Source organism: Brevibacterium zhoupengii, from assembly GCF_021117425.1.
Taxonomy (GTDB): Bacteria; Actinomycetota; Actinomycetes; order Actinomycetales; family Brevibacteriaceae; genus Brevibacterium; species Brevibacterium zhoupengii.
On the sequence record NZ_CP088298.1, the window covers coordinates 1,044,384 to 1,067,052 of the forward strand.

The 22,669-nt window shown below is 63.6% G+C and carries 19 protein-coding genes and 1 tRNA gene; 13 read left to right on the forward strand and 7 right to left on the reverse strand.

The features are described 5' to 3' along the window. Positions 1-59 precede the first annotated feature (59 nt). Positions 60-980 (forward strand): hypothetical protein, encoded by a 921-nt coding sequence (locus LQ788_RS04655; RefSeq protein WP_231445593.1) that lies wholly within the window; start codon positions 60-62, stop codon positions 978-980. Between the two features lie 80 nt (positions 981-1,060). Here LQ788_RS04655 and LQ788_RS04660 read toward each other — a convergent pair whose 3' ends face one another. Beyond that, positions 1,061-2,962 carry an FAD-binding monooxygenase gene (locus LQ788_RS04660; RefSeq protein ID WP_231445594.1) on the reverse strand — a complete coding sequence of 634 codons (1,902 nt, stop codon included), beginning with the start codon at positions 2,960-2,962 and terminating at the stop codon, positions 1,061-1,063. Between the two features lie 79 nt (positions 2,963-3,041). Continuing rightward, on the reverse strand, positions 3,042-4,379 hold the full coding sequence (locus tag LQ788_RS04665; RefSeq protein WP_231445595.1) for an MFS transporter: 1,338 nt from the start codon (positions 4,377-4,379) through the stop codon (positions 3,042-3,044). 174 nt (positions 4,380-4,553) lie between these two features. Between LQ788_RS04665 and LQ788_RS04670 the strand changes: the two genes are divergently transcribed. Genes LQ788_RS04670 through LQ788_RS04695 form a run of 6 tightly spaced genes read left to right on the forward strand, consistent with a single transcriptional unit; the run spans position 4,554 to position 10,966 of the window. Continuing rightward, complete coding sequence (locus LQ788_RS04670) at positions 4,554-6,035, forward strand: fumarylacetoacetate hydrolase family protein (RefSeq protein ID WP_231445596.1); 1,482 nt, start codon at positions 4,554-4,556, stop codon at positions 6,033-6,035. Next, entirely contained in the window at positions 6,032-6,769 is a 738-nt protein-coding gene (locus LQ788_RS04675; RefSeq protein ID WP_231447321.1) for a GntR family transcriptional regulator, read from the forward strand. Before LQ788_RS04670 ends, LQ788_RS04675 begins: the two co-directional genes overlap by 4 nt. Then, positions 6,766-8,271 carry a 5-carboxymethyl-2-hydroxymuconate semialdehyde dehydrogenase gene (hpaE, locus tag LQ788_RS04680; protein WP_231445597.1) on the forward strand — a complete coding sequence of 502 codons (1,506 nt, stop codon included), beginning with the start codon at positions 6,766-6,768 and terminating at the stop codon, positions 8,269-8,271. Before LQ788_RS04675 ends, hpaE begins: the two co-directional genes overlap by 4 nt. Before the next feature lie 11 nt (positions 8,272-8,282). Then, positions 8,283-9,395, forward strand: coding sequence for a 3,4-dihydroxyphenylacetate 2,3-dioxygenase (gene hpaD / locus LQ788_RS04685; RefSeq protein WP_231445598.1), 1,113 nt, complete (start codon positions 8,283-8,285; stop codon positions 9,393-9,395). Positions 9,396-9,407: 12 nt separating this feature from the next. Further along, positions 9,408-10,193, forward strand: a complete 786-nt coding sequence (locus LQ788_RS04690; RefSeq protein ID WP_231445599.1) for a fumarylacetoacetate hydrolase family protein — start codon at positions 9,408-9,410, stop codon at positions 10,191-10,193. Next, entirely contained in the window at positions 10,178-10,966 is a 789-nt protein-coding gene (locus LQ788_RS04695) for an HpcH/HpaI aldolase family protein (protein WP_231445600.1), read from the forward strand. The genes LQ788_RS04690 and LQ788_RS04695 overlap by 16 nt, the downstream gene beginning before the upstream one ends. 84 nt (positions 10,967-11,050) lie before the next feature. Here LQ788_RS04695 and LQ788_RS04700 read toward each other — a convergent pair whose 3' ends face one another. Beyond that, entirely contained in the window at positions 11,051-13,015 is a 1,965-nt protein-coding gene (locus LQ788_RS04700; protein WP_231445601.1) for an LPXTG cell wall anchor domain-containing protein, read from the reverse strand. Between the two features lie 384 nt (positions 13,016-13,399). On the opposite strand from LQ788_RS04700, the gene LQ788_RS04705 reads away from it, so the two are divergent. Continuing rightward, a complete protein-coding gene (locus LQ788_RS04705) occupies positions 13,400-15,142 on the forward strand; it encodes a PrsW family intramembrane metalloprotease (RefSeq protein ID WP_231445602.1) in 1,743 nt (580 codons plus the stop codon). Positions 15,143-15,147: 5 nt separating this feature from the next. Beyond that, a complete protein-coding gene (locus LQ788_RS04710) occupies positions 15,148-16,338 on the forward strand; it encodes a MarP family serine protease (protein WP_231445603.1) in 1,191 nt (396 codons plus the stop codon). Between the two features lie 5 nt (positions 16,339-16,343). Here the strand turns inward: LQ788_RS04710 and LQ788_RS04715 are convergent, their stop codons facing one another. The 3 genes from LQ788_RS04715 to upp form a co-directional block, all read right to left on the reverse strand. Further along, positions 16,344-17,285, reverse strand: a complete 942-nt coding sequence (locus LQ788_RS04715; RefSeq protein WP_231445604.1) for an endonuclease/exonuclease/phosphatase family protein — start codon at positions 17,283-17,285, stop codon at positions 16,344-16,346. A gap of 82 nt (positions 17,286-17,367) precedes the next feature. Continuing rightward, positions 17,368-18,195 carry a winged helix-turn-helix transcriptional regulator gene (locus tag LQ788_RS04720; RefSeq protein ID WP_231445605.1) on the reverse strand — a complete coding sequence of 276 codons (828 nt, stop codon included), beginning with the start codon at positions 18,193-18,195 and terminating at the stop codon, positions 17,368-17,370. Positions 18,196-18,445: 250 nt separating this feature from the next. Further along, positions 18,446-19,084 (reverse strand): uracil phosphoribosyltransferase, encoded by a 639-nt coding sequence (gene upp / locus LQ788_RS04725; protein WP_009883966.1) that lies wholly within the window; start codon positions 19,082-19,084, stop codon positions 18,446-18,448. A gap of 78 nt (positions 19,085-19,162) precedes the next feature. Between upp and LQ788_RS04730 the strand changes: the two genes are divergently transcribed. Both LQ788_RS04730 and tadA read left to right on the forward strand, forming a co-directional pair. Further along, positions 19,163-19,711 carry a tRNA adenosine deaminase-associated protein gene (locus LQ788_RS04730; protein ID WP_231445606.1) on the forward strand — a complete coding sequence of 183 codons (549 nt, stop codon included), beginning with the start codon at positions 19,163-19,165 and terminating at the stop codon, positions 19,709-19,711. A 74-nt stretch (positions 19,712-19,785) separates the two neighbouring features. Further along, positions 19,786-20,232 carry a tRNA adenosine(34) deaminase TadA gene (gene tadA / locus LQ788_RS04735; RefSeq protein ID WP_231445607.1) on the forward strand — a complete coding sequence of 149 codons (447 nt, stop codon included), beginning with the start codon at positions 19,786-19,788 and terminating at the stop codon, positions 20,230-20,232. Between the two features lie 18 nt (positions 20,233-20,250). Here the strand turns inward: tadA and LQ788_RS04740 are convergent, their stop codons facing one another. Further along, positions 20,251-20,871 (reverse strand): TetR/AcrR family transcriptional regulator, encoded by a 621-nt coding sequence (locus LQ788_RS04740; RefSeq protein WP_231445608.1) that lies wholly within the window; start codon positions 20,869-20,871, stop codon positions 20,251-20,253. Positions 20,872-20,906: 35 nt separating this feature from the next. Here LQ788_RS04740 and LQ788_RS04745 point away from each other — a divergent pair, with 35 nt between their 5' ends. Continuing rightward, complete coding sequence (locus LQ788_RS04745) at positions 20,907-22,283, forward strand: serine hydrolase domain-containing protein (protein ID WP_231445609.1); 1,377 nt, start codon at positions 20,907-20,909, stop codon at positions 22,281-22,283. A gap of 89 nt (positions 22,284-22,372) precedes the next feature. Further along, positions 22,373-22,463, forward strand: a tRNA-Ser gene (locus LQ788_RS04750). The last annotated feature ends 206 nt before the right edge of the window (positions 22,464-22,669 follow it).

Genomic DNA, 22,669 nt, shown 5'->3' on the forward strand with positions numbered 1-22,669 from the left:
TCACGCTTTGGGTACCGGTCCTCGACAGCTCGCTCAACAGTCTGCACACCAAAGAGTCCATGAGGATCGTCGTCACCTCGTTGGGTGATGTTCCGCGCGACCTCAGCGACCTCGATCCCAAATTCGTCATCATCTGGAGCTGCCTGCTCGCCTGTGTGATCTCGGCATGGCTCGTCGACCGTCTGCGGATCTGGGCGTGGGTCACGGTCTGTCTCGGCGTCGCAGTCCTGGCCTTGCTGATCAACTTGATGGCCGAGCCTCCGTCACTGATGTGGGATGGCCAGGACAGCAGCGGACGGTGGATCGGCGGGATGGAAGTCGCTTCTCCTGCCTGGGGAGCCGCATTATGGGCGGTCGGGGGCTTGGCCCTGATCGCCGCGGGGATCTGCGGCCTCATCGGAGAATGTCAGCGGTCGGCTGAACGTCAGCAGTTGCTTAAACGTCAGTGGTCGGCTGAACGTATCCGCCAAGACACCCACAGCCGGCTCGTCGCCCGCCAGCAACGAACTTTGGCTGAAAACGCTGCGCGTCTGCTGCCGCTGATGAGTTTGGCCTCCTGGATCGTCATGATCTGGGTGCCGATCATGGACAACCAGGCGACGGACGAAGAGGGTGTGACACTCACATCCCTGGGTTTCAACACAACCGAACTCGTTGATATGGGCCCCGGTATTCTGCTTGCGTGGACTGCAGTCATCCTCAGTGCGGCAGTCGGACTGACCATGGAACCACCGGCGTGGTGGTCAGCGGTCGTCGTGGCCTTCGGCGTCGGCCTGTACCCTATGTTGGTCGGAATCCTGACGTACCCGCCGGCCGTCCGGTGGAGAGGCGAAACGGCGTCCGGAGAATCGATCAGCGCCAACATCATCGGGTTTCCGGCGGCGGGAGTGAGCTTCTGGGCGCTGGGGAGCATCACGTTGATCGTCGCCGGCATCAGCGGACTCCTCGCCCAACGACAACGCCGACGTCTCTTCAGGTGAGGCATTCCCACACTGTAGAGACGTCGGCGTCAATGGATCCGACTCGTCACTAGAACAGACCAGTCACTAGGACCTACGAGTCACCGTTCGGAGACGAACACTCCGTCAAAGAAGCTGCCGATCTCGTCATGGGCATCCAAGGGGAAGATGCCCGAGACGTACTGATCGGGACGGACCACGACCACAGCGCCGTCACGGCTGATGCCGCGCTCCTCGAAGATGTCCTCACCGTCGAGAGTTGCGTAGATCTTCTCCACATACTCAAGGTCGAACTCGCCCACGTGCGGACGGAAGACTGTCGGCACATCGGGGAAGGAGAACTCGGTGTGACCCTGCTGGTAGACGACGCTGAGTTCGAGGAGACTGTCAAGGTCCTCGCCTGCACGGCGGTACTTGACCAACGGCGAGGCCGGGTCGGCGTTGAGCCAGTCGGCCAGCTCGGTGACCTTGGACGAGGTGGCATCGGTCGGTGCCGGAGCATCGGCGAAGACATAGACGCGCCAGCGGCCGTCTGCACGCGCCCGATGGCCGAGGTGGATGTAGTTGGCGTCGCAGTTGCGCTGAACCCTGGCCGACTTGAACCGTTTGCCCACGGGGAAGCCGGTGGCCAGCTCCTGGTGTGCGGTGGATGCAGTGATCATCGACTCGGTGTACTCGGTCATGAACCCGGCGGGGAACTCAGCTGTCTTGACGTAGAAGTCCTGCAGGTAGGTCTCGTCCGGCAGCTGCTCCTGCGGAGTGGCCATCAGCGTCGACCATTCCTTGTCGAAGTCGATGAGGTTCTTCGCCGTGACCTGACGCTCTGCGGAGTAGGTCCGCAGCAGCTCCTGCGAGGAGCGTCCGGACAGCACCTGACCGAGCTTCCAGGAGATGTTGAACCCGTCCTGCATCGACACGTTCATGCCCTGACCGGCCTTCGCCGAGTGCGTGTGGCAGGCGTCGCCGGTGATGAACACGCGTGGGCATGGTGATCCGGGAGTGATGTCATCGGTGTCGTCGAAGGCGTCGGTGAGCCGGTGCCCGACCTCGTAGACGCTGTGCCAGGCGACGTTCTTCACATCGATGCTGTAGGGCTTGATGATGGCGTTTGTGCGATCGATGATCTCGTCGACGCTCGTCTGCCGCACCTTGCGTGCGTCGTCCTCAGGTACCTCGCCGAGGTCGACGTACATGCGGAACAGGTGCCCGCCTTCGCGGGGGATGTGAAGGATGTTGCCGTGTTTGGAGGAAATGGCGCACTTATTGCGGATATCGGGGAAGTCGGAATTCGCGAGCACGTCCATGACGCCCCAAGCGTGATTGGCCTGATCACCGGTCATCGTGCGACCGATCGACTTGCGCACGCCCGAACGGGCACCGTCGCAGCCGACGACATAACCGGCGCGAACGGTGCGTTCCTCACCCGCGCGCTCGCCGGCGGTATAGCGGACGGTGACGCTGACAGGATGCTTCGACGCAGAGTCCTCGTCGATCGTGAGATCGACGAACTCGATGCCGTAATCGGGCTCGATGCGCCCGGGGGACTGCTTGGCGAACTGGGCGAAATAGTCGAGGACGCGAGCCTGGTTGACGATGAGGTGCGGGAACTCGCTGATTCCGGTCTCATCATCCTTCGGCCGTCCCGTGCGGATGATGTGCTCGGGATTCGCCGGGTCCGGGTTCCAGAAGGACATGTCGATGATGTGATAGCCCTCGCGGATGATCTCCTCGGCGAATCCGAACGCCTGGAACGTCTCGACCGAGCGCGCCTGGATGCCATCGGCCTGTCCGATGACCAGGCGCGAGTCCCGCTTCTCGATGAGTCGGGTGTTCACCCCTGGGTACTGTGACAGTTGGGCTGCGGCGACCATCCCTGCCGGGCCGCTGCCGACGATGAGGACATCGACCTCGTCGGGCAGATCAGCTGGACGATCGATTCCGTAACCTGCTGCGGCTTCGATCCGCGGGTCTGCGGACACATAGCCGTGCTGGTGAAAATGCATGTCAACCTCCGGTTCATCACACGTCTTCGTGACTTCTCAATGTTAGCAGTTCATATACGATCTAGCGTTACTCAGGTCATCATGACCGCACGCCTATGATCGGGCTCACGGACTGTTCCTCCTCGTGAGCGGGTCCGAGAGGGATGCCTGAACGGTCGCGCAGGGCCAGGGTGGCGGCCAATGAGATGAGCGTGACGATCGCCAGGTAGATGGCCACCGAGGTGGTCGTGCCGGTGGCCGACACCAGGGCTTTCGCAATCGTCGGTGCGAAGGCACCGCCGAGGATCGACCCGATCGCATAGGACACCGAAACCCCCGAGAAGCGCACGCTGGAGGGGAAGATCTCGGCATACATCGACGGCTGCTGTCCGTAGGTGAACCCGAGCCCGACAGTCAGGACGACCAGGCCGAGGAACAGCATCCAGATGCTGCCGGTGTTGACCAGGGGGAAGAGGGAGAAGATGCCGATGAGCAGCAGCATCCAGCCCAGCAGGTAGGTGTTCTTCCGCCCGATCTTGTCCGACACCGCACCGGCGATGATCGTGAAGATCAGCCATGACACAGCGGAGGCGGAGACTGCCCAGAGCACCGGACCGCGCTCGAGGCCGACCGGGCCGGCGGGGTCCGTGGCGTAGTTCTGGATGTAGCCGCCGGTGGTCATGTAGCCGGCGGCGTTGTTGCCCACGAAGACCAGTGAGGCCAGGATGACGAGGAGCCAGTGGCTCTTGAAGAGCTTGCCCAGCGGGTTGGCCACCTGCTCCTTGCGCTCGGCGATCTCGTGGAAGACGGGGGACTCCTCGACGCCGCGGCGAATCCAGTATCCGACCGCGACGAGCAGGATCGAGAGGAAGAACGGCACTCGCCAGCCCCACTCGAGGAAGGCGTCGCCGGGAGCGATCGCCGTCATCAGCGCGAGCACGCCGGAGGAGAGGATGAGGCCGATGGAGACGCCGATCTGTGGGAAGGATCCGCGCAGTCCGCGGTGCTTGACCTCCGCGTGCTCGACGGCCAGGAGAACGGCTCCGCCCCATTCGCCGCCGGCCGAGATGCCCTGGATGATGCGCAGGAGGATGAGGAGGAGGGGTGCTGCGATTCCGATCGACTCGTAGGTCGGCAGGAAGCCGATCAGGGCTGTGGCTGCACCCATCGCGATGAGGGTGATGATGAGGACGACTCGGCGCCCCAGCTTGTCACCGTAGTGGCCGGCGAGGAAGGCGCCCAGGGGGCGAAACAGGAAGCTGATGCCCACGGTGGCGAAGGCGACCATGGTCGACAGCGTCGAACCCAGGGGTCCGAAGAAGAGCTGGTTGAAGATCAGCCCCGAGGCCGCCGCATAGAGGAAGTAGTCATACCACTCGATGCTGGTGCCGACGACGGTCGCGAATGCCACCCTGCCTTGGGTGTGCTGTTTACTCACTATGACTCCTGTGTCGCATTGAGACTGCTGCGTTAGCGCTGTCGTCACATGGGGCAGAGATCGCAGCGCTGGAAGGCTGACGTGACCTCAATCATGTGACGCGGACTACTTGTTCTCCGGAACCGTATCATATACGATCTGGGTGAAAGCCAATCGAAATGAGGTGTGAGATCGATGTCGACTCCAGCTGGTCTTCCAGTCCGTCCGGGCAAGATCATTGCCGTCCATGTGGCCTACGAGTCACGTTCTGCTCAGCGTGGCAAGCGGCCGGCCCAGCCGTCCTACTTCCTCAAGGCCACCAGCTCCCTGGCCGCATCGGGAGATGCGATCGAACGTCCGGCCGGAACCTCGCTGCTCGCCTTCGAAGGTGAGATCGCCATCGTCATCGGCACCGCGGCACGCTCGGTCAGCGCCGAAGAGGCCTGGTCATATGTCGAGGGCGTGACCGCATCCAACGACTTCGGCCTCTACGACATCAAGGCCCCCGACAAGGGGTCGAATCTGCGCTCGAAGAGCCGCGACGGCTACACGCCGATGGGTCCCAACATCATCCCCGCCGCCGAGGCTGACCCTCAGGCACTGCGCATCCGCACCTGGGTCAACGGCGAGATCAAGCAGGACGACGGCACGAGTGCCGCGCAGCTGATCTTCCCCCTGACCCAGATCGTCGCCGATCTCAGCCAGCACATGACCTTGGAACCCGGTGACGTCATCCTCACCGGCACCCCCGCAGGATCGAGTGTCGTCGCTCCCGGGGACACGGTCGAGGTCGAGGTCAGCGCCACCTCGGCGAGCACCGGAGCGGAACTGAGCTCGGGTCGCCTCGTCACAAACGTCGTCGAGGGTTCGGGCGAATTCGATCCGAAGCTGGGCAGCACACCGGCCGTGACCGAAGCTCTGCAGGCCGATGCCTGGGGATCGCGGGAGGAAGCCGGTCTGGCACCGGAGGAATCTGCCGACAACTCGTTGAACGAAGACCTGCGAGCCAAGCTCACCGAGGCTCCGACAGCTGGTCTCTCCGCGCAACTGCGCGGGCGCGGACTCAACAACGTCGTCATCGAAGGCGTCTCGCCTCTCGTTCCCGGCAGCAAGGTCGTCGGCACGGCGAAGACACTGCGCTTCGTGCCCAACCGTGAGGACCTGTTCAAGTCCCACGGCGGCGGGTACAACGCCCAGAAGCGGGCGTTCGACTCCCTGCGCTCCGGTGAGGTCGTCGTCATAGAAGCCCGCGGCGAAGCCGGCTCGGGAACTCTGGGAGACGTGCTCGCACTGCGGGCCAAGGCTCAGGGCGCGACCGGCGTCATCACCGATGGGGGAGTCCGCGACTCCGCCGAGGTGGCCGGCATCCTTCCCGTTTTCGCGACGGCGAAGAACCCTGCCGTGCTCGGCCGCAAGCATGTTCCGTGGGAATCGGACGTGGCCGTGGCCTGCGGGAACGCGACTGTTCTGCCCGGTGATGTGATCGTCGGAGACGACGACGGAGTCATCGTCATCCCACGTGACCTCGTCGAGGAAGTCGTCGATGCTGCGCTGGCCAAGGAGATCGAAGACGGCTGGGTGGCCGAACAGGTCGCTGCCGGCAATCCGATCGAGTCCCTGTTCCCGCCCAAGGGCGAATGGAAAGAGAAGTTCGACGCGTGGAAAGCCGCGCGATGACCTCGGCTGGAACAGTCGACGCGGCGCTGGGGTCGAGTTCGCTGAGCAAGGCGGAGACGGCTTACCGCTGGATCCGAAAGTGCATCGCGGATCAGACCTTCGAACCCGGGCACAAACTGGTGCTGGCTCAGATCGCCCTCGAGCTCGACACCTCCGTCGTCCCAGTCAGGGAGGCCATCCGCCGTCTCGAAGCAGACGGACTCGTCACCTTCGAACGCAATGTCGGAGCCCGCGTGGCCATGGTCGACCAGAGTTCCTACGCACAGTCGATGGAGGCCGTGGCGATCCTCGAGGGAGCCGCGACCGCGCAGGCGCTGGAGTTCCTGGACGAGCATGACCTCGCCGAGGCGGATGAGATCAATGAGCGCATGCGCGATCTGCTCACCGACTTCGACCCCACCGAGTTCACCCGGCTCAACCACGAATTCCACGCGGCACTGTTCCGCCGGTGCCCGAACGAACGACTGCACTCCCTGGTTGCCGTCGAATGGGACCGCCTGGCCCACCTGCGCAACTCGACCTTTTCCTTCGTGCCCGAACGGGCACGCGGATCGGTCGATGAGCACGCCAGGATCGTCGCACTCATCCGAGCCCGCGCCTCGGCGGAGGAGATCGAACGGGTCGTGAGAAATCACCGCTCAACGACCCTGGCCAGCTACCAAGAATCCCAAGCCAAAACCACCGAGACCCCTGCAAGCACAGGAATCATCGACAGAGAAGAGGACAAGTCATGACCGAGTCCACTGCAGCTCCAGCGAACCTGCCGGAGAAGATCCGTCACTACATCAACGGCGAATTCGTCGATTCGATCGACGGTGAGGAGTTCGACGTCATCAACCCGGTGACCAACGAGCCCTACATCAAGGCCGCCTCGGGTAAGAAGGCCGACATCGACGCCGCCGTCGCCTCGGCGAAGCAGGCATTCGACGAAGGCCCATGGCCCACGATGCTCCCACGTGAGCGTGCCCGCGTGCTCAACAAGATCGCCGACATCGCCGAGACCCGCAGCCAGGAACTCGCCGAGATGGAGTCCTTCGACTCCGGTCTGCCGATCACGCAGGCGAAGGGCCAGGCCAACCGTGCCGCGGAGAACTTCCGCTTCTTCGCCGACCTCATCGTCGCCCAGGTCGATGACGCTTTTAAGGTTCCCGGCCGTCAGGCCAACTACGTCAACCGCAAGCCCATCGGCGTCGCCGGACTCATCACCCCGTGGAACACGCCGTTCATGCTCGAGTCGTGGAAGCTGGCTCCGGCGATCGCGACCGGCAACGCCGTCGTGCTCAAGCCTGCCGAGTTCACCCCGCTCTCGGCCTCGCTGTGGCCGGGCATCTTCGAAGAGGCCGGACTGCCCAAGGGCGTGTTCAACATGGTCAACGGCTACGGCGAGGAGGGCTTCGCCGGAGACTCACTGGTCAAGCACCCCGACGTCCCGTTGATCTCCTTCACCGGTGAGTCGACGACTGGTCAGACGATCTTCGCCAACGCCGCTCCCTGGCTCAAGGGCCTGTCGATGGAGCTCGGCGGCAAGTCACCTGCCGTCGTCTTCGCCGATGCCGACCTCGACGCGGCGATCAACGCCACGGTCTTCGGCGTCTTCTCCCTCAACGGCGAACGCTGCACCGCCGGTTCGCGCATCCTCGTCGAAGAGTCCGTCTACGACGAATTCGTCGAACGCTACGCCGCTCAGGCCAAGCGCGTGAAGGTGGGTCTGCCTTCGGATCCCAGCACCGAGGTGGCCGCACTGGTTCACCCCGAGCACTACGACAAGGTCATGTCCTACGTCGAAATCGGCAAGCAGGAAGCTCGCCTCGTCGCCGGCGGAGGTCGTCCCGCAGGCTTCGACACCGGCAACTTCGTGGAGCCGACCGTGTTCGCCGACGTCGCACCGGATGCGCGGATCTTCCAGGAGGAGATCTTCGGCCCCGTCGTCGCGATCACACCCTTCAAATCAGACGAAGAGGCACTCCAGCTGGCCAACAACACGAAGTACGGTCTGGCCGCCTACATCTGGACCTCAGACCTCAAGCGGGCGCACAACTTCTCGCAGGCAGTCGAATCCGGAATGGTGTGGCTGAACTCGAACAACGTGCGCGACCTGCGCACCCCCTTCGGCGGTGTCAAGGCATCGGGCCTCGGTCACGAGGGCGGCTACCGGTCGATCGACTTCTACACGGAGCAGCAGTCCGTGCACATCAACCTCGGCGAGGTCCACAATCCAGTCTTCGGGAAGCAGTGAGAGGAAAACACATGTCCCAAACCATTCCAGTCCCATCAGTTCCGGCACCCGACATTCTGCGATGCGCCTACATGGAGCTCGTCGTCACCGATCTGAAGAAGTCGCGTGACTTCTACGTCGACGTGCTCGACCTCCAGGTCACCGAAGAAGACGAGAACACCGTATACCTGCGGTCGATGGAGGAGTTCATCCACCACAACCTGATCCTCCGCCAGGGTCCGGTTGCCGCGGTGGCCGCATTTTCCTACCGCGTGCGCAGCCCCGAAGACGTCGACGCCGCCGAGGCCTACTACCGTGAGCTCGGCTGCCCGGTTGTGCGGAAGAAGGAAGGATTCGTCGCCGGTATCGGTGATTCGGTGCGCGTGCAGGATCCCCTCGGCTTCCCCTATGAGTTCTTCTACGAGGTCGACCATGTCGAACGTCTGGCCTGGCGCTACGACCTCTACTCCCCAGGTGCACTCGTGCGCATCGACCACTTCAACCAGGTCACCCCGGACGTGCCGAAGGCCGTGAACTACATGGAGAACCTGGGCTTCCGCGTCACCGAGGACATCCAGGACGACGAGGGCACCGTCTACGCGGCGTGGATGCGCCGCAAGCCCACAGTGCACGACACCGCGATGACCGGCGGCGACGGACCGCGCATGCACCACGTCGCCTTCGCCACGCACGAGAAGCACAACATCCTCGCCATCTGCGACAAGCTCGGTGCGCTGCGCCTCTCCGACGCGATCGAACGCGGACCGGGCCGCCACGGCGTCTCGAACGCCTTCTACCTCTATCTGCGCGACCCCGACGGTCACCGGATCGAGATCTACACGCAGGACTACTACACCGGCGACCCCGACAACCCACGCGTGACCTGGGACGTCCACGACAACCAGCGTCGTGACTGGTGGGGCAACCCGGTCGTTCCGTCCTGGTACACCGACGCCTCCACGGTCCTCGACCTCGAGGGCAACCCGGTGGCGCTGACGCAGCGCACCGACGACTCCGAAATGGACGTCACGATCGGCGCCGACGGGTTCTCCTACACCCGCCGTGAGGATGCCGAAAGCGACTTCGGGGCACATTCGGGTGCTGACGACGGAGAAGACGAGTTCAAACTGGGCCACCAGCTCTGAGGAGACGTGCACATGCTCGATGAGACAACGATCGCGGCCATCGCCGACGATCTGGCGCAAGCGGAGAAGGACCGGACGAAGATCGGTCTGCTCACGACCAAGTACCCCGATATGACCGTCGAGGACTCCTACGCGGTGCAGAACGAATGGCGGCGCCGAGGTGAGGCATCGGGTCGCAGGCTGATCGGCCATAAGATCGGCCTGACCTCGAAGCCGATGCAGCAGGCGACGGGGATCAGCGAACCCGACTACGGGGCGATCTTCGCCGACCAGGTCTATGACACCGGTTCGGTCATCGACCACTCGCAGTATTCGGGCGTGCGCGTCGAGGTCGAACTGGCCTTTGTGCTGAAGGACGAGCTGCGTGGGCCCGACATCAGCCTCATCGACGTCCTGCGCGCCACCGAGTACGTGGTGCCGGCGCTCGAGGTGCTGTCCTCACGGATCGAGATGGAAGGCCGGACCATCGTCGACACGATCTCGGACAACGCTGCGCTGGGGGCCATGGTCCTCGGCGGACGTCCGGTGGCAGTCGACGCAGTTGATCTGCGCCGTGTTGGCGCGCTGCTCTACCGCAATGAGTCGATCGAGGATTCCGGGCTTTCCGCGGCAGTCCTCGACCACCCGGCCCGCGGCATCGTGTGGTTGGCGAACAAGCTCGCCGAACACGGCGATGTCCTGCAGGCCGGGGAGACCGTTCTGGCCGGGTCCTTCACCCGCCCCATGTGGGTCAGCCCGGGCGATACCGTCCACGCCGATTACGGAGATCTGGGAGTCATCACATGCCGTTTCAAGTAGATCTGCCGCAGACTCTCACCCAGCGCGTGGCGAAGTTGGGTGCGGGGGAGCATCTGGCCGGCATGTGGGTCTGCTCCGGCTCGCCCGTGGCCGCGGAGATCGCCGCAGCCTCGGGGATGCAGTGGGTACTCATTGACGCCGAACATTCGCCAATCGACCTGCAGATCACGACCAGCCTGCTCCAGGCGATGAACGGATACCCCGCGACCCCTGTCGTGCGGGTGCCCGTCAACGACCAGGTACTCATCAAGCAGTACCTCGACCTCGGCGCGCAGAACCTCCTCGTGCCGATGATCGATACCCCTGCCGACGCCGAGGCGGCCGTGCGTTCCGTGTACTACCCACCTCGCGGTGTGCGCGGGGTGGGATCGGCCCTGGCTCGGGCCTCCCGGTGGAACGCGGTTCCGAACTACCTGGCTCGGGCCGAGGAGTTCGTGTCACTGACGATCCAGATCGAGTCGGCCACCGCAGTCGACAACGCGGCCGAGATCGCTGCGGTCGACGGTGTCGACGCGGTATTCGTCGGGCCCTCGGACCTGGCGGCATCGATGGGTCTCCTCGGGCAGCAGACGCACCCGGATGTCACTGATGCGGTGCTGCGGACCTTCGAGGCGGTCAAGGCAGCCGGCAAACTCGTCGGCGTCAATGCCTTCGACCCCGATCAGGCTCGGAAGTATCTCGACGCGGGTGCCTCGTTCGTCCTCGTCGGAGCCGATGTCGGCCTGATGATGAACGGTGCCCGTGCCTGGGCGAAGACGTGGGTTCAGGACTGATCGACAGCTGAGCTGCTGCCTGACAGCAGTGAAGCAACGCAGTGGCTCGGGGGACGTGTGTCCCCCGAGCCACTTCTCTACTCCTCACTCTCTGTTTCGACGGCTGCCGGTGATGATCAGTGCTGTGGCTCCGAGGCCGATGAGGAAGATTCCGGCACCGATGAGCATTCCGTTGCCCGTAGTTCCTGTCCGCGGCAGCTGAGCCGGTGGAGTAGGGGCTGCAGGTGTGTCAGCGACCGGTTCGACCGGGGGTTCTGGTGCCTCCGGTGGTGCTGGTTCGGCTGGAGGTGCCGGTGGTGTCGGTGCCTCCGGTGGCGCTGGTGGTGTGGTGGGCTCGTCAGGCGGGGTCGAGGGCTGTTCCGGTGGCGTCGGTTCTGGCGGTGCCGGGGGAGTGGAAGGGTCCTCGGGTGGCCTGTGCACGGTTTCGGCGGGAATGCCCCATTCGCTCGTCCACGTCAGGTGATCGTCATTGCCCTGGATCGTGGTCACATAGGTGACCCAGCCGACGGGCATGTCGATGGTCTCTGAAGTCACCGTCGCAGTGCCGTTCTCGTCCCCGATGACGGTGATGTCCTGGGAGTGGATCTCCTCTCCGCTGATGTCCTTCGACTGTTCGGGCTCGGACTCCGCGTGATAGGCCGTCATCGTGATCACTGCCTCACCTCCCGGGCGCAGACCGTTGACCGTGACTTCGTCGTGGACGGAGGTGACATCGAGGACTGCCTTCGTCTCGGCGCTGGGAGCCCACGGAACAAAGCCGGTTTCTCGGGGCTGACCGTGACGGCCCTTCCATTCCTTCGTGGACTTGTCACCGGCAATCGTTTCGGTGAAGTACATCCACCCGTGAAAGTCCTCAGGGACTGTGATCGCTTCTGATCGGTGTGTACCGTTGCCGACGTTCTCCGAGGTCACCTCGGCGATCACCTCGGCGTCGTCGTTCTTCTTCCCGAGCTCGGGCGTCGAGCCCGTCTGCCACAGCTCGTGCTCGACGGTGACCGTGTGGTCACCGACCAGACCAGAGACCGTGAACGTGTCCGTGATGGAATCGCCGGGCTCGGGAGTCTGATCGGAGATTTCGGTGGACACACGAGGTTGGGAGACCAGATCGATCTTCGCCTGGGCAGAGACCTCGACTGGTTCGTCCGGGGTGATCACTCGCTGCACCCGCTTGGTCTTCTGGGGCTCGTAGAGCAGGACGGTCTCTGGCGCGAGGCTGGCCGAAGCTTTGGCCGTGACAGTGCCTGGTGCCTCGGGCTTGAGGACGGTGATGACTGGTTCGGCCTCGCTGGTCAGGGTTGTCGGTGCGTCCGTGATTCCACTGATGTCGAGCTTGATGGGAACGCCGGGCACCGCGTTGCCGGAGGCGCTGGTCAGGGACATCGAGAGTGAGAGGTCACCAGTTGTGGGGAGCTGGACCTCTTTATCGTCATCCTTGTCGTCGACTCGTGCGAAATCACCGTCGCCGGGGGCATCCTTGCCATACGGCTCGAGCACCGGCATATCCAGGACTGGGGCCAGGGTGACATCGAGGGTATACGGACCCGCGAGCTTCTTCGCCTCGGCGCTGATCTTCGAGAACTGCTTCGCCGCACCCTTGAACTTCTTCCCCAGATCGCCTGGCTTCTGCGGCGGTACCTTGTGATCATGTGGGATCGTCTCATCCAGACGCGCCAGCGCACTCAGGGCGGCCTGCACAGCGGCCGACTTGGACCCGGAGTACTCGTGCAGCGCCCATGCCGTCTGCGCCGTGGTGATCTTCTCCGGTTTTGCATCCGTGAAGTATTTGGGAAGGGGCGACTGCTTGCCGGCATCGATGCAGTACGCCTGCGTGCCCTTGAACGTTCGGTAGGAGCCGTACCAGGTCTTGCCCTGCGGCGCGTGATGCCAGATGCCGGGACCATAGGCCTCGCTGGATTTGAGCATCGGCACTTCGCCGAGCGAGGCTGGTGGTCCTTGGGCCATGGCCGGGCCGAGCCCGATGAGTGAGGCCAGAGCCAGGACCATGAAGAGGAGAGCTGAGCGGAGTGTGAAGCGTCTGCGAGTAGTCATACCCTGATTCCACGGCGAAGGCGTCGAGTCTGACCAGGGCAGAAAATCTGCCTGTGAATTCACCCCGCGGTATCCACAGGGAAACGAACATCAGTCGATGTCGACTGCAGCACGACTGTGGACAGACAGCCGAGTCAGCTGGTTTACATCGTCCCAGTTCACGGCAGGTATCGTTGTGATCGATCGGGCGCCGACCGATGTTCTCGCGGCTGTCCCTCGCCGAGTTGGTCCTGCGAGTGGTGATTCGTCCACAGGGCGGCGAACGTGAGTCGGCCGTCGAAAGTCAGAGACTGTTGCGGTACGGCAACACCATTCTGGGTCTGGCGTCAGCATTGGACCGTAAACTTGGCACAGCGGTGTACTCCACACGAAGAAGGACGATATATGTCGGATCAGGCGGGCCCCGGAAACGGCCCCGACTCGCAGCAGAACGCGCACCCGGGCAATCCCATGCCCCCGCGCGCGCAACCGCCTCGGGTCGCCGACCCCCGGAACCCTGCTGATTCGCCCCAGCAGGGAATGCCGCCCCAAGGGCCCCCGATGCAGCAAGGACAGATGCCGACGCAGGGGCAGGGGCAGATGCCTCCACAGCAGCGTCCTCCCATGCAGCAGGGACCTCCGATGCAGCAGCGTCCACCGCAGCAGGGACCACCGATGCAGCGCCCGAACAATGACCGATTTCGGCCTCGTCCGCAACAGCCTGGCCCCGGGACACAGGGGCCCGGACCGCAGCAGCCGCCTCGGGAGATTCCTCAGCCGGGGATGAACCCTGCCTCCCGGGGTCAGGGCAACCCCCACCTCGGCGGTCCAGTGAATCAGCCACCGATGAACCAACCGCCGATGCACGGCCAGCCGCCGATGCAGCGACGGGTCTACGAGCAGGCGCGGTTCGCGCCGACCGTGACTCAGGAGATGCGGGTCCGGGCACATATGCAGGCGCCTCAGCAGGTGGTCTCGGAGACTCCGTGGACCGGGGCTGTGCGCCAATCTCAGCCGGTGGAAGAGCCCGGGTCGACAGCTAACATCGTCCGTCTGGTCATCGCCATCCTCACGGTGGTCGGTCTGTTCGTCGGACTCTTGATCCTCGCCCTCATCGGGGGACTGAGCTTCGGCCTCAGGCTCTTCGCCTTGGTCGCGCTCTCGGCGATTCCACTGATCGGAATCATCGCCTACGTGCTCTGGCTCGATCGCTGGAAGCCCCAGCCGAAGATCCTCCTCGGACTCTGCCTCCTCTGGGGTGCCGTCGCTGCCGTCATCCTCACACTCGTGTTCTCCATCGTCGGCCAGGTCGCACTCTTTGTCGCCGGCGTCGGGACACTGCCCGATGCCTACGGTGCCGTCGTCGAGGCCCCGATTGTCGAGGAGACGACGAAGACCGTGTTGCTCGTCGTCATCGTTCTCGCGGCTCGTCGCCACTTCGAAGGCCCGCTCGACGGACTCGTCTACGGCGCCCTCATCGGTGCGGGCTTCGCATTCACCGAAAACGTCCTCTACCTCGGCGGAGCCTGGGAACAGAGCGGCGGGGACCTTCTGTGGACTTTCATCCACCGTTGCCTGCTCTCACCGATGCTGCACACGACGTTCTCCACCTGTGCGGGTGTGACGATCGGCTTCGCCGCCCGCAAGTGGCAATGGTGGGCGATCATCCTGATGTGGCTGCCCGGGCTGTTGGTCGGGATGCTTCTGCACGCTCTGTGGAACGGCACGATGACCGCGCTGGGACAGATCAACGGGTTTGCATCGAGCATCGGTCTCATCATCCTCAGCACCATCCTCACGACCTCGTGGGTTGTTCTCGGGCTGCTCCTGCGCCGCAGCGAACGCCTGCACACGCAGAACATGCTCGGTGACTACGCGAACACAGGATGGCTCACCCATTCCGAGGTCGACATGCTGGCCACATGGAAGGGCCGTAAGTTCGGCAAACGCTGGGCCGACAGCTTCCCCGGCGGCAAGGAAGAGATGCGCACCATGATCCGCACCTCCGGAGATCTCTCGACAACTCGGATGCGACTCCTGGCAGGAGTCGGCGGCCAGAAGGAACGCGATATCGAAAGCTTCCAGCTGAAGAAGTTCTCCTCCGCCCGCGATCGACTTCTCGCAGCCTCGAGAAGCGTGGTCCGCTGACTCCCGTGGCACTCGTCGACGTCATCATCATCGTCCTGGGGATCGCTGCGCTCTTCTCCGGGTTCCGTCAGGGTTTCATCATCGGCCTCGGCACGGCTGCCGGTTTCGTGGTCGGCTGGATCGTGGGCCGGCTGCTCTCACCTCTGGTCGAAAGCCTGAGCAAAGGCACCCAGGCCATGGAGAACCCCGGCGTCGTCATCCTCCTCGCATCGATGCCGCTCGTCCTCAGTGTCCTGTTCGCCTTTGCCGGCAACGGGATCGGCGTGTGGATCAAACGATCCATGGACTCAGAACTCGGGCAGGGCATTGACTCGGTCGGCGGCACGGTCACCGCCGGAGTCGTCTATGTCCTCGTCATCTGGCTGGCGGCAGGTTTCATCCGCACCACTCCGTGGGTTGAGCCGAACCGGTGGGTTGCGGACTCATCGGTGATCGCCGCCTTCGACCAGACGATCCCGTACTCTTCACAGAACGCGCTGGGCGATATCTCCAAAGGTCTCAAAGCCACCGGCTTCCCGCAGGTCTTCGCCGGTCAGGCGGAACAGATCCGCGGAGTGGGCGAACCCGATACCGCGATGGTCGACGTCGGCCGTGGTGTCGAGGAATCGGTCGTCAAGATCACGACCGCCGCGACCACCTGCCCGGCAGGGTCCGAAGGCTCGGGCTTCGTCTACAGCGACGGACTCGTGGCCACCAATGCTCACGTCGTCGCCGGTTCGACCGAGCTCGCTGTCCAAGTCGGCGGCAAAGGCAGGCCCTATTCCGCCGAGGTGGTGGAATTCGATCCCGAAGCCGACGTGGCCGTCCTGCGAGTTCCAGACCTCGATGCTCCCGCTCTGGACTTCGGCAATGGGCTGGGGCCAGGAGATGACTCCGTGGTCGCCGGCTTCCCACAGAACGGGCCCTATACGATTTCGCCATCGCGAGTGCGTGAGAAGATCGACGCCCGCGGCCTCGACATCTACGATTCGAATTCAGTGGTGCGCGAGGTGTATTCGGTCCGCGGCATCGTGCGCGAAGGAAACTCGGGCGGTCCGCTGCTTGACGCCAACGGAGACGTCGTCGGAATGGTCTTTGCCCGGTCCGCCACCGACGACGAGACCGGATATGCCCTCACCCGAGCGGAGATCAGCGATGAGCTACAGGCTGGTGCCCAAAGCCGAGCCCCGCAGCCGACAGGCCAATGCACCGGCTGAAGCGACTACTTCAGATCAAGTCCGGCCAGGACGGCACGGTGGTCGCTCGAGCCGCGGCTGAGAACTTCATCTGAGGTGGTTTCGAACCCGCGGTAGAGGACATGGTCGAGCCGGGTGACCGGGAAACGAGCCGGCCAAGTGAAGCCGAAGCCGCCGCCGGCTTCGACCCGAGTGTCCTCCAGCGGAGGAGAGAGGGTCGAGAAGTTGGTATCCGTCGTGGCGGTGTTGAAGTCACCAGCGACGATGACGTGCTCGGCCCCATCGGTTTCGACCTCGGTGGCCAATCTGCGGATCGCCGCATTGCGCATGGCCTCATGGCCGGGGCGTACCGAAGGCATGTGCACGGAGTAGAACCTGATGTCGCCATGATCCGTGGACACCGTAGTGGCGAAGGCGCGCGGCCACTGCAGCCCCAGGTCCACCTCTTCGGGTTCGGACATCGGCCATTTCGACCAGACCCCGATCGTGTCGACGACCTGCGAATGATCGAACGAGGAATCGAGTTCCTTGTGGATGATCTTGCCCGACAGAGACTCCAGCTCCTGAATCGTGACGATGTCCGGGTCGGCATCGATGAGGCTCTGCGCCGCCGCTGTGGGCTCAGGCAGCCTGGCACCGACATTGTGCGTGGCGACAGTGAGATCGGCTTCGCCGCTGTCGCCGGCAGGTATCACTGCGGATCCGAACATCGAGGCCCAGACCACGGTGGGCACCAGAAAACCGATTGCCGAGAGCACCGAGAAGCGAATGAGGAACATCAGCAGCACGAGAGCCAGGAAGACTCCCGTCCACGGCAGGATGCTCTCCACAAGCAGCGCAATGCCCATTCTGGCGGGCAGCAGGTGGTGGAGCAGGAGAAACGCCGCATAGGCTACGCCGAAGATCAGCGCAGTGATCCCCTTGGCCGGGCTATGCGTTTTTCTGGGTTGAGGATATTCCTGGTTCATCGATTAAGAATCTTAACCGCTGAGTCTGTCCTCATGCTGGGTGCATCATGCGACGTGTCTCACTTGCACCCGAAAACCTCGTTCACCGGTGGGCAGTGGCCGACCACACCGTGACATCTGGGTGTGTGTCGTAGCGGTAGCCGGAGCCCCTCATCGTGCGAATCACCGAGGAGTACTCGCCCAACCGCCTGCGCAGACGTCGGATATGCACATCGACAGTCCTCTCATCAGGTACCTCTCCACCCGACCAGACGGCCGTGATGAGTTCCTCGCGAGGCAGTGTCGAGTCGGCATGAGAGACGAGAGTCGCTAGGAGGTCGAATTCTTTGGTGGTGACATCGATGAGATCACCGTCGATGCGAACCTCGCGGCGCGGAATGTCGATGCGTAGGCGCTCGGCGGTTCTGTTCTGGAAGTTCCCATCGAATCGGGAGCCGAATCCACCGGTGGGTGCGGCCTCGCCGATGCTCGGCTCAGCCTCGCGGCGCAGGGCCGGAGGATGGACGCGGTTGGGGATACGCGAGCGCACCGGACCGTGAGTTCCCGCCGGGGTGCCTGTGGCTGCGGGGGAGCCGTTGGCGACGGCGCGAACGGCGTCGATGTCGTTGCCGCGGCCTTCGGGAGCCAATGCGATGACCGCCTGGGTCTCTGCCTGGGAGGCCAGCTCTTTGGCATAGGCCTGCAGTTCGCCGGCGATCGCGGAGAGATTCGTGCCGTCGGCGGCTGCCTTGGACTCATCGAGACCGATGTAGACGATGATTCCGCGCGCTGCCTTCGGCGAGGGCACGACACCGGCTGGACCGAAGGTATGGGGCGGGTTCTGCGGATCTACTGCACTCAACCGGGCTCCTGCGCGACGGATGGCAGCTGCGCTGCGTGGATGTGCGTACGCTGGTTCTGGATTCGACATGGCTGTCCTTTGCTTCGACCCGAAGGGCCGTTGTGACTGAATGAGTCCGCTGCGGAGTCTGCGTGTACTCGTTCGAGGCCGGACAGCGGAGAGACGGTCACCGACAACGAACGCAGAGCATACACATGCCTGCGGGGCACATTCGCGTCGAGTGCGTCGTAGAAGTCATAGCTTCATTATTTGTCACAAAACTCGTCGGTTGCAAAGGATCGCCACTAAATGAGACAAGTGTGACGAAATATGACGGTCCTCAGTCGACGATTCCGTACATCCGGTCACCGGCGTCACCGAGTCCCGGGACGATGTAGCCCTTCTCGTTGAGCTTCTCATCCAGCGCCGCCGTGTAGATCTCGACGTTCGCGGACTGTGCGTAGTCCTTCTCGATTCGCTCCACGCCTTCCGGGGCACTGACGAGGCAGACCGCGGTGACATCTCGGGCGCCTCGGGCGAGGAGGAAGTCGATGGCCATGGCCAAGGTTCCGCCCGTGGCCAGCATCGGATCGACGACGAAGATCTGGCGACCGCTGAGGTCATCGGGCAGACGATCGGCGTAGGCACTGGGCTCGAAGGTCTCCTCATCGCGGACCATTCCGAGGAAGCCCACCTCGGCGGTGGGAAGGATGCGCAGCATTCCATCGAGCATGCCCAGACCTGCGCGCAGAATCGGGACGACGACCGGGCGGGGCTCGGCCAGACGGGTGCCGGTGAACGTCGTGACCGGCGTCGTGATCTCCTTGTCCTCGATCGCCACCGAACGGGTGGCCTCGTAGGCGAGAAGCATCACGAGCTCTTCGGTGAGCTGGCGGAAACGGGCGGAGTCGGTGCTCTGGTCACGCAGGACGCTGAGTTTGTGGGCGATGAGCGGGTGATCGGCAACATGAAGGCGCATAAGAGAAATGGTACGGAACTTTTCATCTTCGCGCGTGGAACTGTGGTGAAAGGTCGACCGAAGCGTCACAATGGAGGCATGTCCTACTTCACTGAGATCCTTGCCGAAACCAGCGATGGGTTTCGTGCGCTCGATGTCGATGTGCGGGATGCGTCCGACCTCGACAGTCTTGTCGAGATGATGCAGGCTGCCGGATCCGAAGACGGCGAATCGGTCGCGGTCATCGAACACGAGGACGAATGGTTCGGCCTCGTGCGAGTCTGCACGGACAACGAGATCCGCGTCTTCCTGTCCGACCTGCGTGCCGTCGAGCTCAGCCCCTTCGCAGAGATCTTCGCCGACTTCCTCGACTCTCAGCCCGATGCCTACGAAGCCGAACCCGAAGAGGAATTCGGTCTCGAAGAGGAAGCGGCCGAGGACGACGAAGACGAGGGCGAAGAAGTCGAGATGCTCGAGTTCGACGCCGATGCCGAATGGGGCGGCGACGCCGAAATCTACGCCGACCGCGGGGTCCGTGCCGCCGACCTCATCGAACAGGTGGAGAAGTATCGCTCAGACCCTGCCCGCGTCGTCGCTCACGTCGGTGAGACCGTCGGGTTCGCCGACCAGCTTCAGGCCGCACGCTGAGTTCACCGGAGGAGGCTTCGCCGGAGGAGGGTGCGGAGCTCGGCTTCGGTGGGCACCTGCAATTCCAGGAGTGGATGGCCCTCGCCCTCGCCGAGGCGGCCCTGGCCAGCGAGCATGACGACGTTCCCGTCGGTGCCGTTGTCATCGATGGCAGCGGATCGGTGATCGGGCGCGGTCACAATCGTCGCGAGGTCGATCAGGATCCACTCGGCCATGCCGAGCTCATGGCCCTGCGCAATGCCGCCGAGGTGACCGGACGGTGGCGCCTCGACGATGCCACCCTTGTCGTCACCCTCGAACCCTGTGCAATGTGTGCGGGGGCTGTTGTCGGTTCTCGGATTGTGCGAGTCGTCTATGGAGCCTTCGATGAGAAGGCCGGAGCCGCCGGTTCGGTCTGGGATCTGCTGCGAGATCGCGCCGCCCTCCACCACCCTGAGGTCTACTCCGGAGTTGCCGCGAGCAGATGCCGTGACCTGCTCAGTGAGTTCTTCGCCGCAAAGCGGGATCGCTCCGCCGGCTGAGGGCCCGGGTCTGCCTGCTCAATTGAGGGCGGGTCGTCTATCGCATTCGCCGGTGAAGATGCCGCCGATTGCTGCAGAGAGCGACTCGGTGTCGGTGCTGCCCGTGAGGAGACTGCGTATGGCGGTGCCGTGGCAGAGGGTGAGCAGTGATTTCGCCGACGCCGCGGCATTGTGATCCGGGTCCACCTCGCCACACTCCATTCCGTTCCTGATGCCGGTCGTGAGGCGAGCGAGAAGCTCACTGTCGCGTTGCCGCGCTGTCTCTGCGAGGCGCGGATTTCGGACGGAGAACCCGAGGAACTCCTGTCGGAGTCGACATTCGGCAGTTCGCTGTTCGTCCACAGGGAGCAGCTGGCCCAATGCCGATTCGATCATCTCCCGGATCGGCGATCGCTGGTGCTCGCCGAGCTCGATGAGCGCTTCGATGCGAGATCCTACGCGATCGAGGCAGGCACCGTATGCGGACTGGACGAGGACGTCCTTGGAGTCGAAATAGTGCTGGACGAGACCCACGGACACCTGCGCTGAGCGTGCGACATTCGCAATCGTCACCGACCCCAACCCCGTGTTCATGGCCGTGGCCAGCAGGGCATCGATGATCTGTGAGCGACGTTGTTCGTGATCGGCTGTGCGGGGCATTCCATAACCATATCACCATATGGTTTAATAACCGTATGGGTATATTGAAACAGGGAATTGCTGCTGTGATCGTGGTCTTCCTGGTTGGATGTGGGCTTGTGCCGGCCCAGGCTCACGCTGCCGCCGATGTGCCGGAAGCAGCTCAGCTGCACGAGCTGGAAGAATCCCTGGAGCGAGCGGTCGATGATGCAGGTGTTCCCGGCGGGACCATCGCGCTGGTGACTGCAGACGGAGTGGACGTGGGGGCGGCCGGGACGGACGCCGACGGCAACGAGCTTGATGCCGATGCACGCATGCTGTGGGGGTCGGTGGGGAAGCCGCTTGCCGCGGCCTCCGTCGTCCGACTGGCGGGCGAGGGGCGCCTCGATCTTGACGACCGTGCGATTGAGCATGTGCCTGAACTTCGCGAGCAGAGGGACCCTGGGGTGCGTTCCATCACTATCCGCCAGCTGCTCAAGCACACCAGTGGCCTGCCCTTCGGTGCGGAGCACCTCGACGTCGATGACGCGGAGCGAAAACCCGCTGAGGTCATTGCCGGCCTACCGCAGATATCGCTCCTTGACCGACCCGGACAGAGTCATTCATACAGCAGTCTGGGCTACGTTCTCGTTCAGGCAGTGGCTGAGAAGGCCAGCGGCGTGGGCCTCTCACGGTTGGAATCCCGATACTTTCCGGGCGTGGGGCAGACTGAGGCTTTGTCTCCGGGGGCGCGCTTCATCGGTGACTTCGCCATAAGCTGGCCGAGCCCGCGGGACGGCGCCGGCTTGGGCTACGGGTATCAGGGCGGTCCGGTCGACGCCTTAGGCGGATTCGTGCAATGGGGTCTCAGCGATGACGGTGCAGAGGTCATTGACGAAATGGTTGCGCAGCCGGTCGATACCGGGGGCAACGGCGGGATGGGTATGGGGCTGCGCCTGCGCGATGACGGGGTTGTGTGGCATTCCGGGACCGCACCGGGGTACTTCAGTGCGATGCACCTGGACAGGGAGCGAGGGGTTGGGGTGGTCACCACCATGAACGCCTCCGGCATGCTCCATGAGGAGGAGCTGCTGGCACTGTCCGAACGGCTCTTCGACGAGGCTCGCGGTGTCGGTGGTGATGGGCCGGCCGATGCAGGTTCGCCGACTCCCGTTCTGATCGTCCTTGCCATCGCCGCCATCGTTGCGGCGGCGATCACGGTCGGGTTCACGGTGCGAGCTCGGAGGCGATGGGTGGTGGTCTGGATGCTCGCCGCTGTGGCGATTGCTGGGCTCGGATGGTGGCTGTTGCCTGAACTCCTCGGCGCGCGGGCACGACATGTGTGGCTGTGGATTCCGAGCATCGGGGTTGGTTTCGTCCTCCTCCCTCTCGTGTTCGCAGGCGTCGCAGTCTGGTGGTGGATCCGAGGGCGCCGAGGTGGCCGAATTGTGTGAGGTCGACTCCGTCGGTTCGCGGTGCGCGTGGTTCAAGTCACGGTCGCTCGATTTGGACGCGACGTAGGGCCGAATGTAATGTTGTCCGCGGTGGCGTGTCCGAGCGGCCGAAGGTGCAACACTCGAAATGTTGTGTAGGGTAACCCCCTACCGTGGGTTCAAATCCCACCGCCACCGCCAAAGTGCAAGGCCCCGAAAGCCCTGGTCAGACAGGGCATTCGGGGTTTTTGCTGTTTCCGACCCCGCTGATGGCCTTAACCACGACGTTTGCGATGATTGCGTGTGGTCGAAATGCGCGAGCTGTCGCCGGCCGGGTGCCGTGATCGGATTGTGATCGTTGACACATAATGCAAAACAGACTTAACTGGTCAGTCGGAACGGAAGTG

What these genes read in the sequence shown, in the direction of transcription:
- LQ788_RS04670 (WP_231445596.1), top strand. Translation starts at nt 4,554, where the DNA reads ATGTCGACTCCAGCTGGTCTTCCAGTCCGTCCGGGCAAGATCATTGCC.
- upp (WP_009883966.1), bottom strand. Translation starts at nt 19,084, where the DNA reads ATGCGCCTTCATGTTGCCGATCACCCGCTCATCGCCCACAAACTCAGC.
- LQ788_RS04695 (WP_231445600.1), top strand. Translation starts at nt 10,178, where the DNA reads ATGCCGTTTCAAGTAGATCTGCCGCAGACTCTCACCCAGCGCGTGGCG.
- LQ788_RS04675 (WP_231447321.1), top strand. Translation starts at nt 6,032, where the DNA reads ATGACCTCGGCTGGAACAGTCGACGCGGCGCTGGGGTCGAGTTCGCTG.
- LQ788_RS04740 (WP_231445608.1), bottom strand. Translation starts at nt 20,871, where the DNA reads ATGCCCCGCACAGCCGATCACGAACAACGTCGCTCACAGATCATCGAT.
- LQ788_RS04745 (WP_231445609.1), top strand. Translation starts at nt 20,907, where the DNA reads ATGGGTATATTGAAACAGGGAATTGCTGCTGTGATCGTGGTCTTCCTG.
- hpaE (WP_231445597.1), top strand. Translation starts at nt 6,766, where the DNA reads ATGACCGAGTCCACTGCAGCTCCAGCGAACCTGCCGGAGAAGATCCGT.
- tadA (WP_231445607.1), top strand. Translation starts at nt 19,786, where the DNA reads ATGGCCCTCGCCCTCGCCGAGGCGGCCCTGGCCAGCGAGCATGACGAC.
- LQ788_RS04700 (WP_231445601.1), bottom strand. Translation starts at nt 13,015, where the DNA reads ATGACTACTCGCAGACGCTTCACACTCCGCTCAGCTCTCCTCTTCATG.
- LQ788_RS04690 (WP_231445599.1), top strand. Translation starts at nt 9,408, where the DNA reads ATGCTCGATGAGACAACGATCGCGGCCATCGCCGACGATCTGGCGCAA.
- LQ788_RS04715 (WP_231445604.1), bottom strand. Translation starts at nt 17,285, where the DNA reads ATGAACCAGGAATATCCTCAACCCAGAAAAACGCATAGCCCGGCCAAG.
- LQ788_RS04720 (WP_231445605.1), bottom strand. Translation starts at nt 18,195, where the DNA reads ATGTCGAATCCAGAACCAGCGTACGCACATCCACGCAGCGCAGCTGCC.
- LQ788_RS04655 (WP_231445593.1), top strand. Translation starts at nt 60, where the DNA reads ATGAGGATCGTCGTCACCTCGTTGGGTGATGTTCCGCGCGACCTCAGC.
- LQ788_RS04730 (WP_231445606.1), top strand. Translation starts at nt 19,163, where the DNA reads ATGTCCTACTTCACTGAGATCCTTGCCGAAACCAGCGATGGGTTTCGT.
- LQ788_RS04705 (WP_231445602.1), top strand. Translation starts at nt 13,400, where the DNA reads ATGTCGGATCAGGCGGGCCCCGGAAACGGCCCCGACTCGCAGCAGAAC.
- hpaD (WP_231445598.1), top strand. Translation starts at nt 8,283, where the DNA reads ATGTCCCAAACCATTCCAGTCCCATCAGTTCCGGCACCCGACATTCTG.
- LQ788_RS04660 (WP_231445594.1), bottom strand. Translation starts at nt 2,962, where the DNA reads ATGCATTTTCACCAGCACGGCTATGTGTCCGCAGACCCGCGGATCGAA.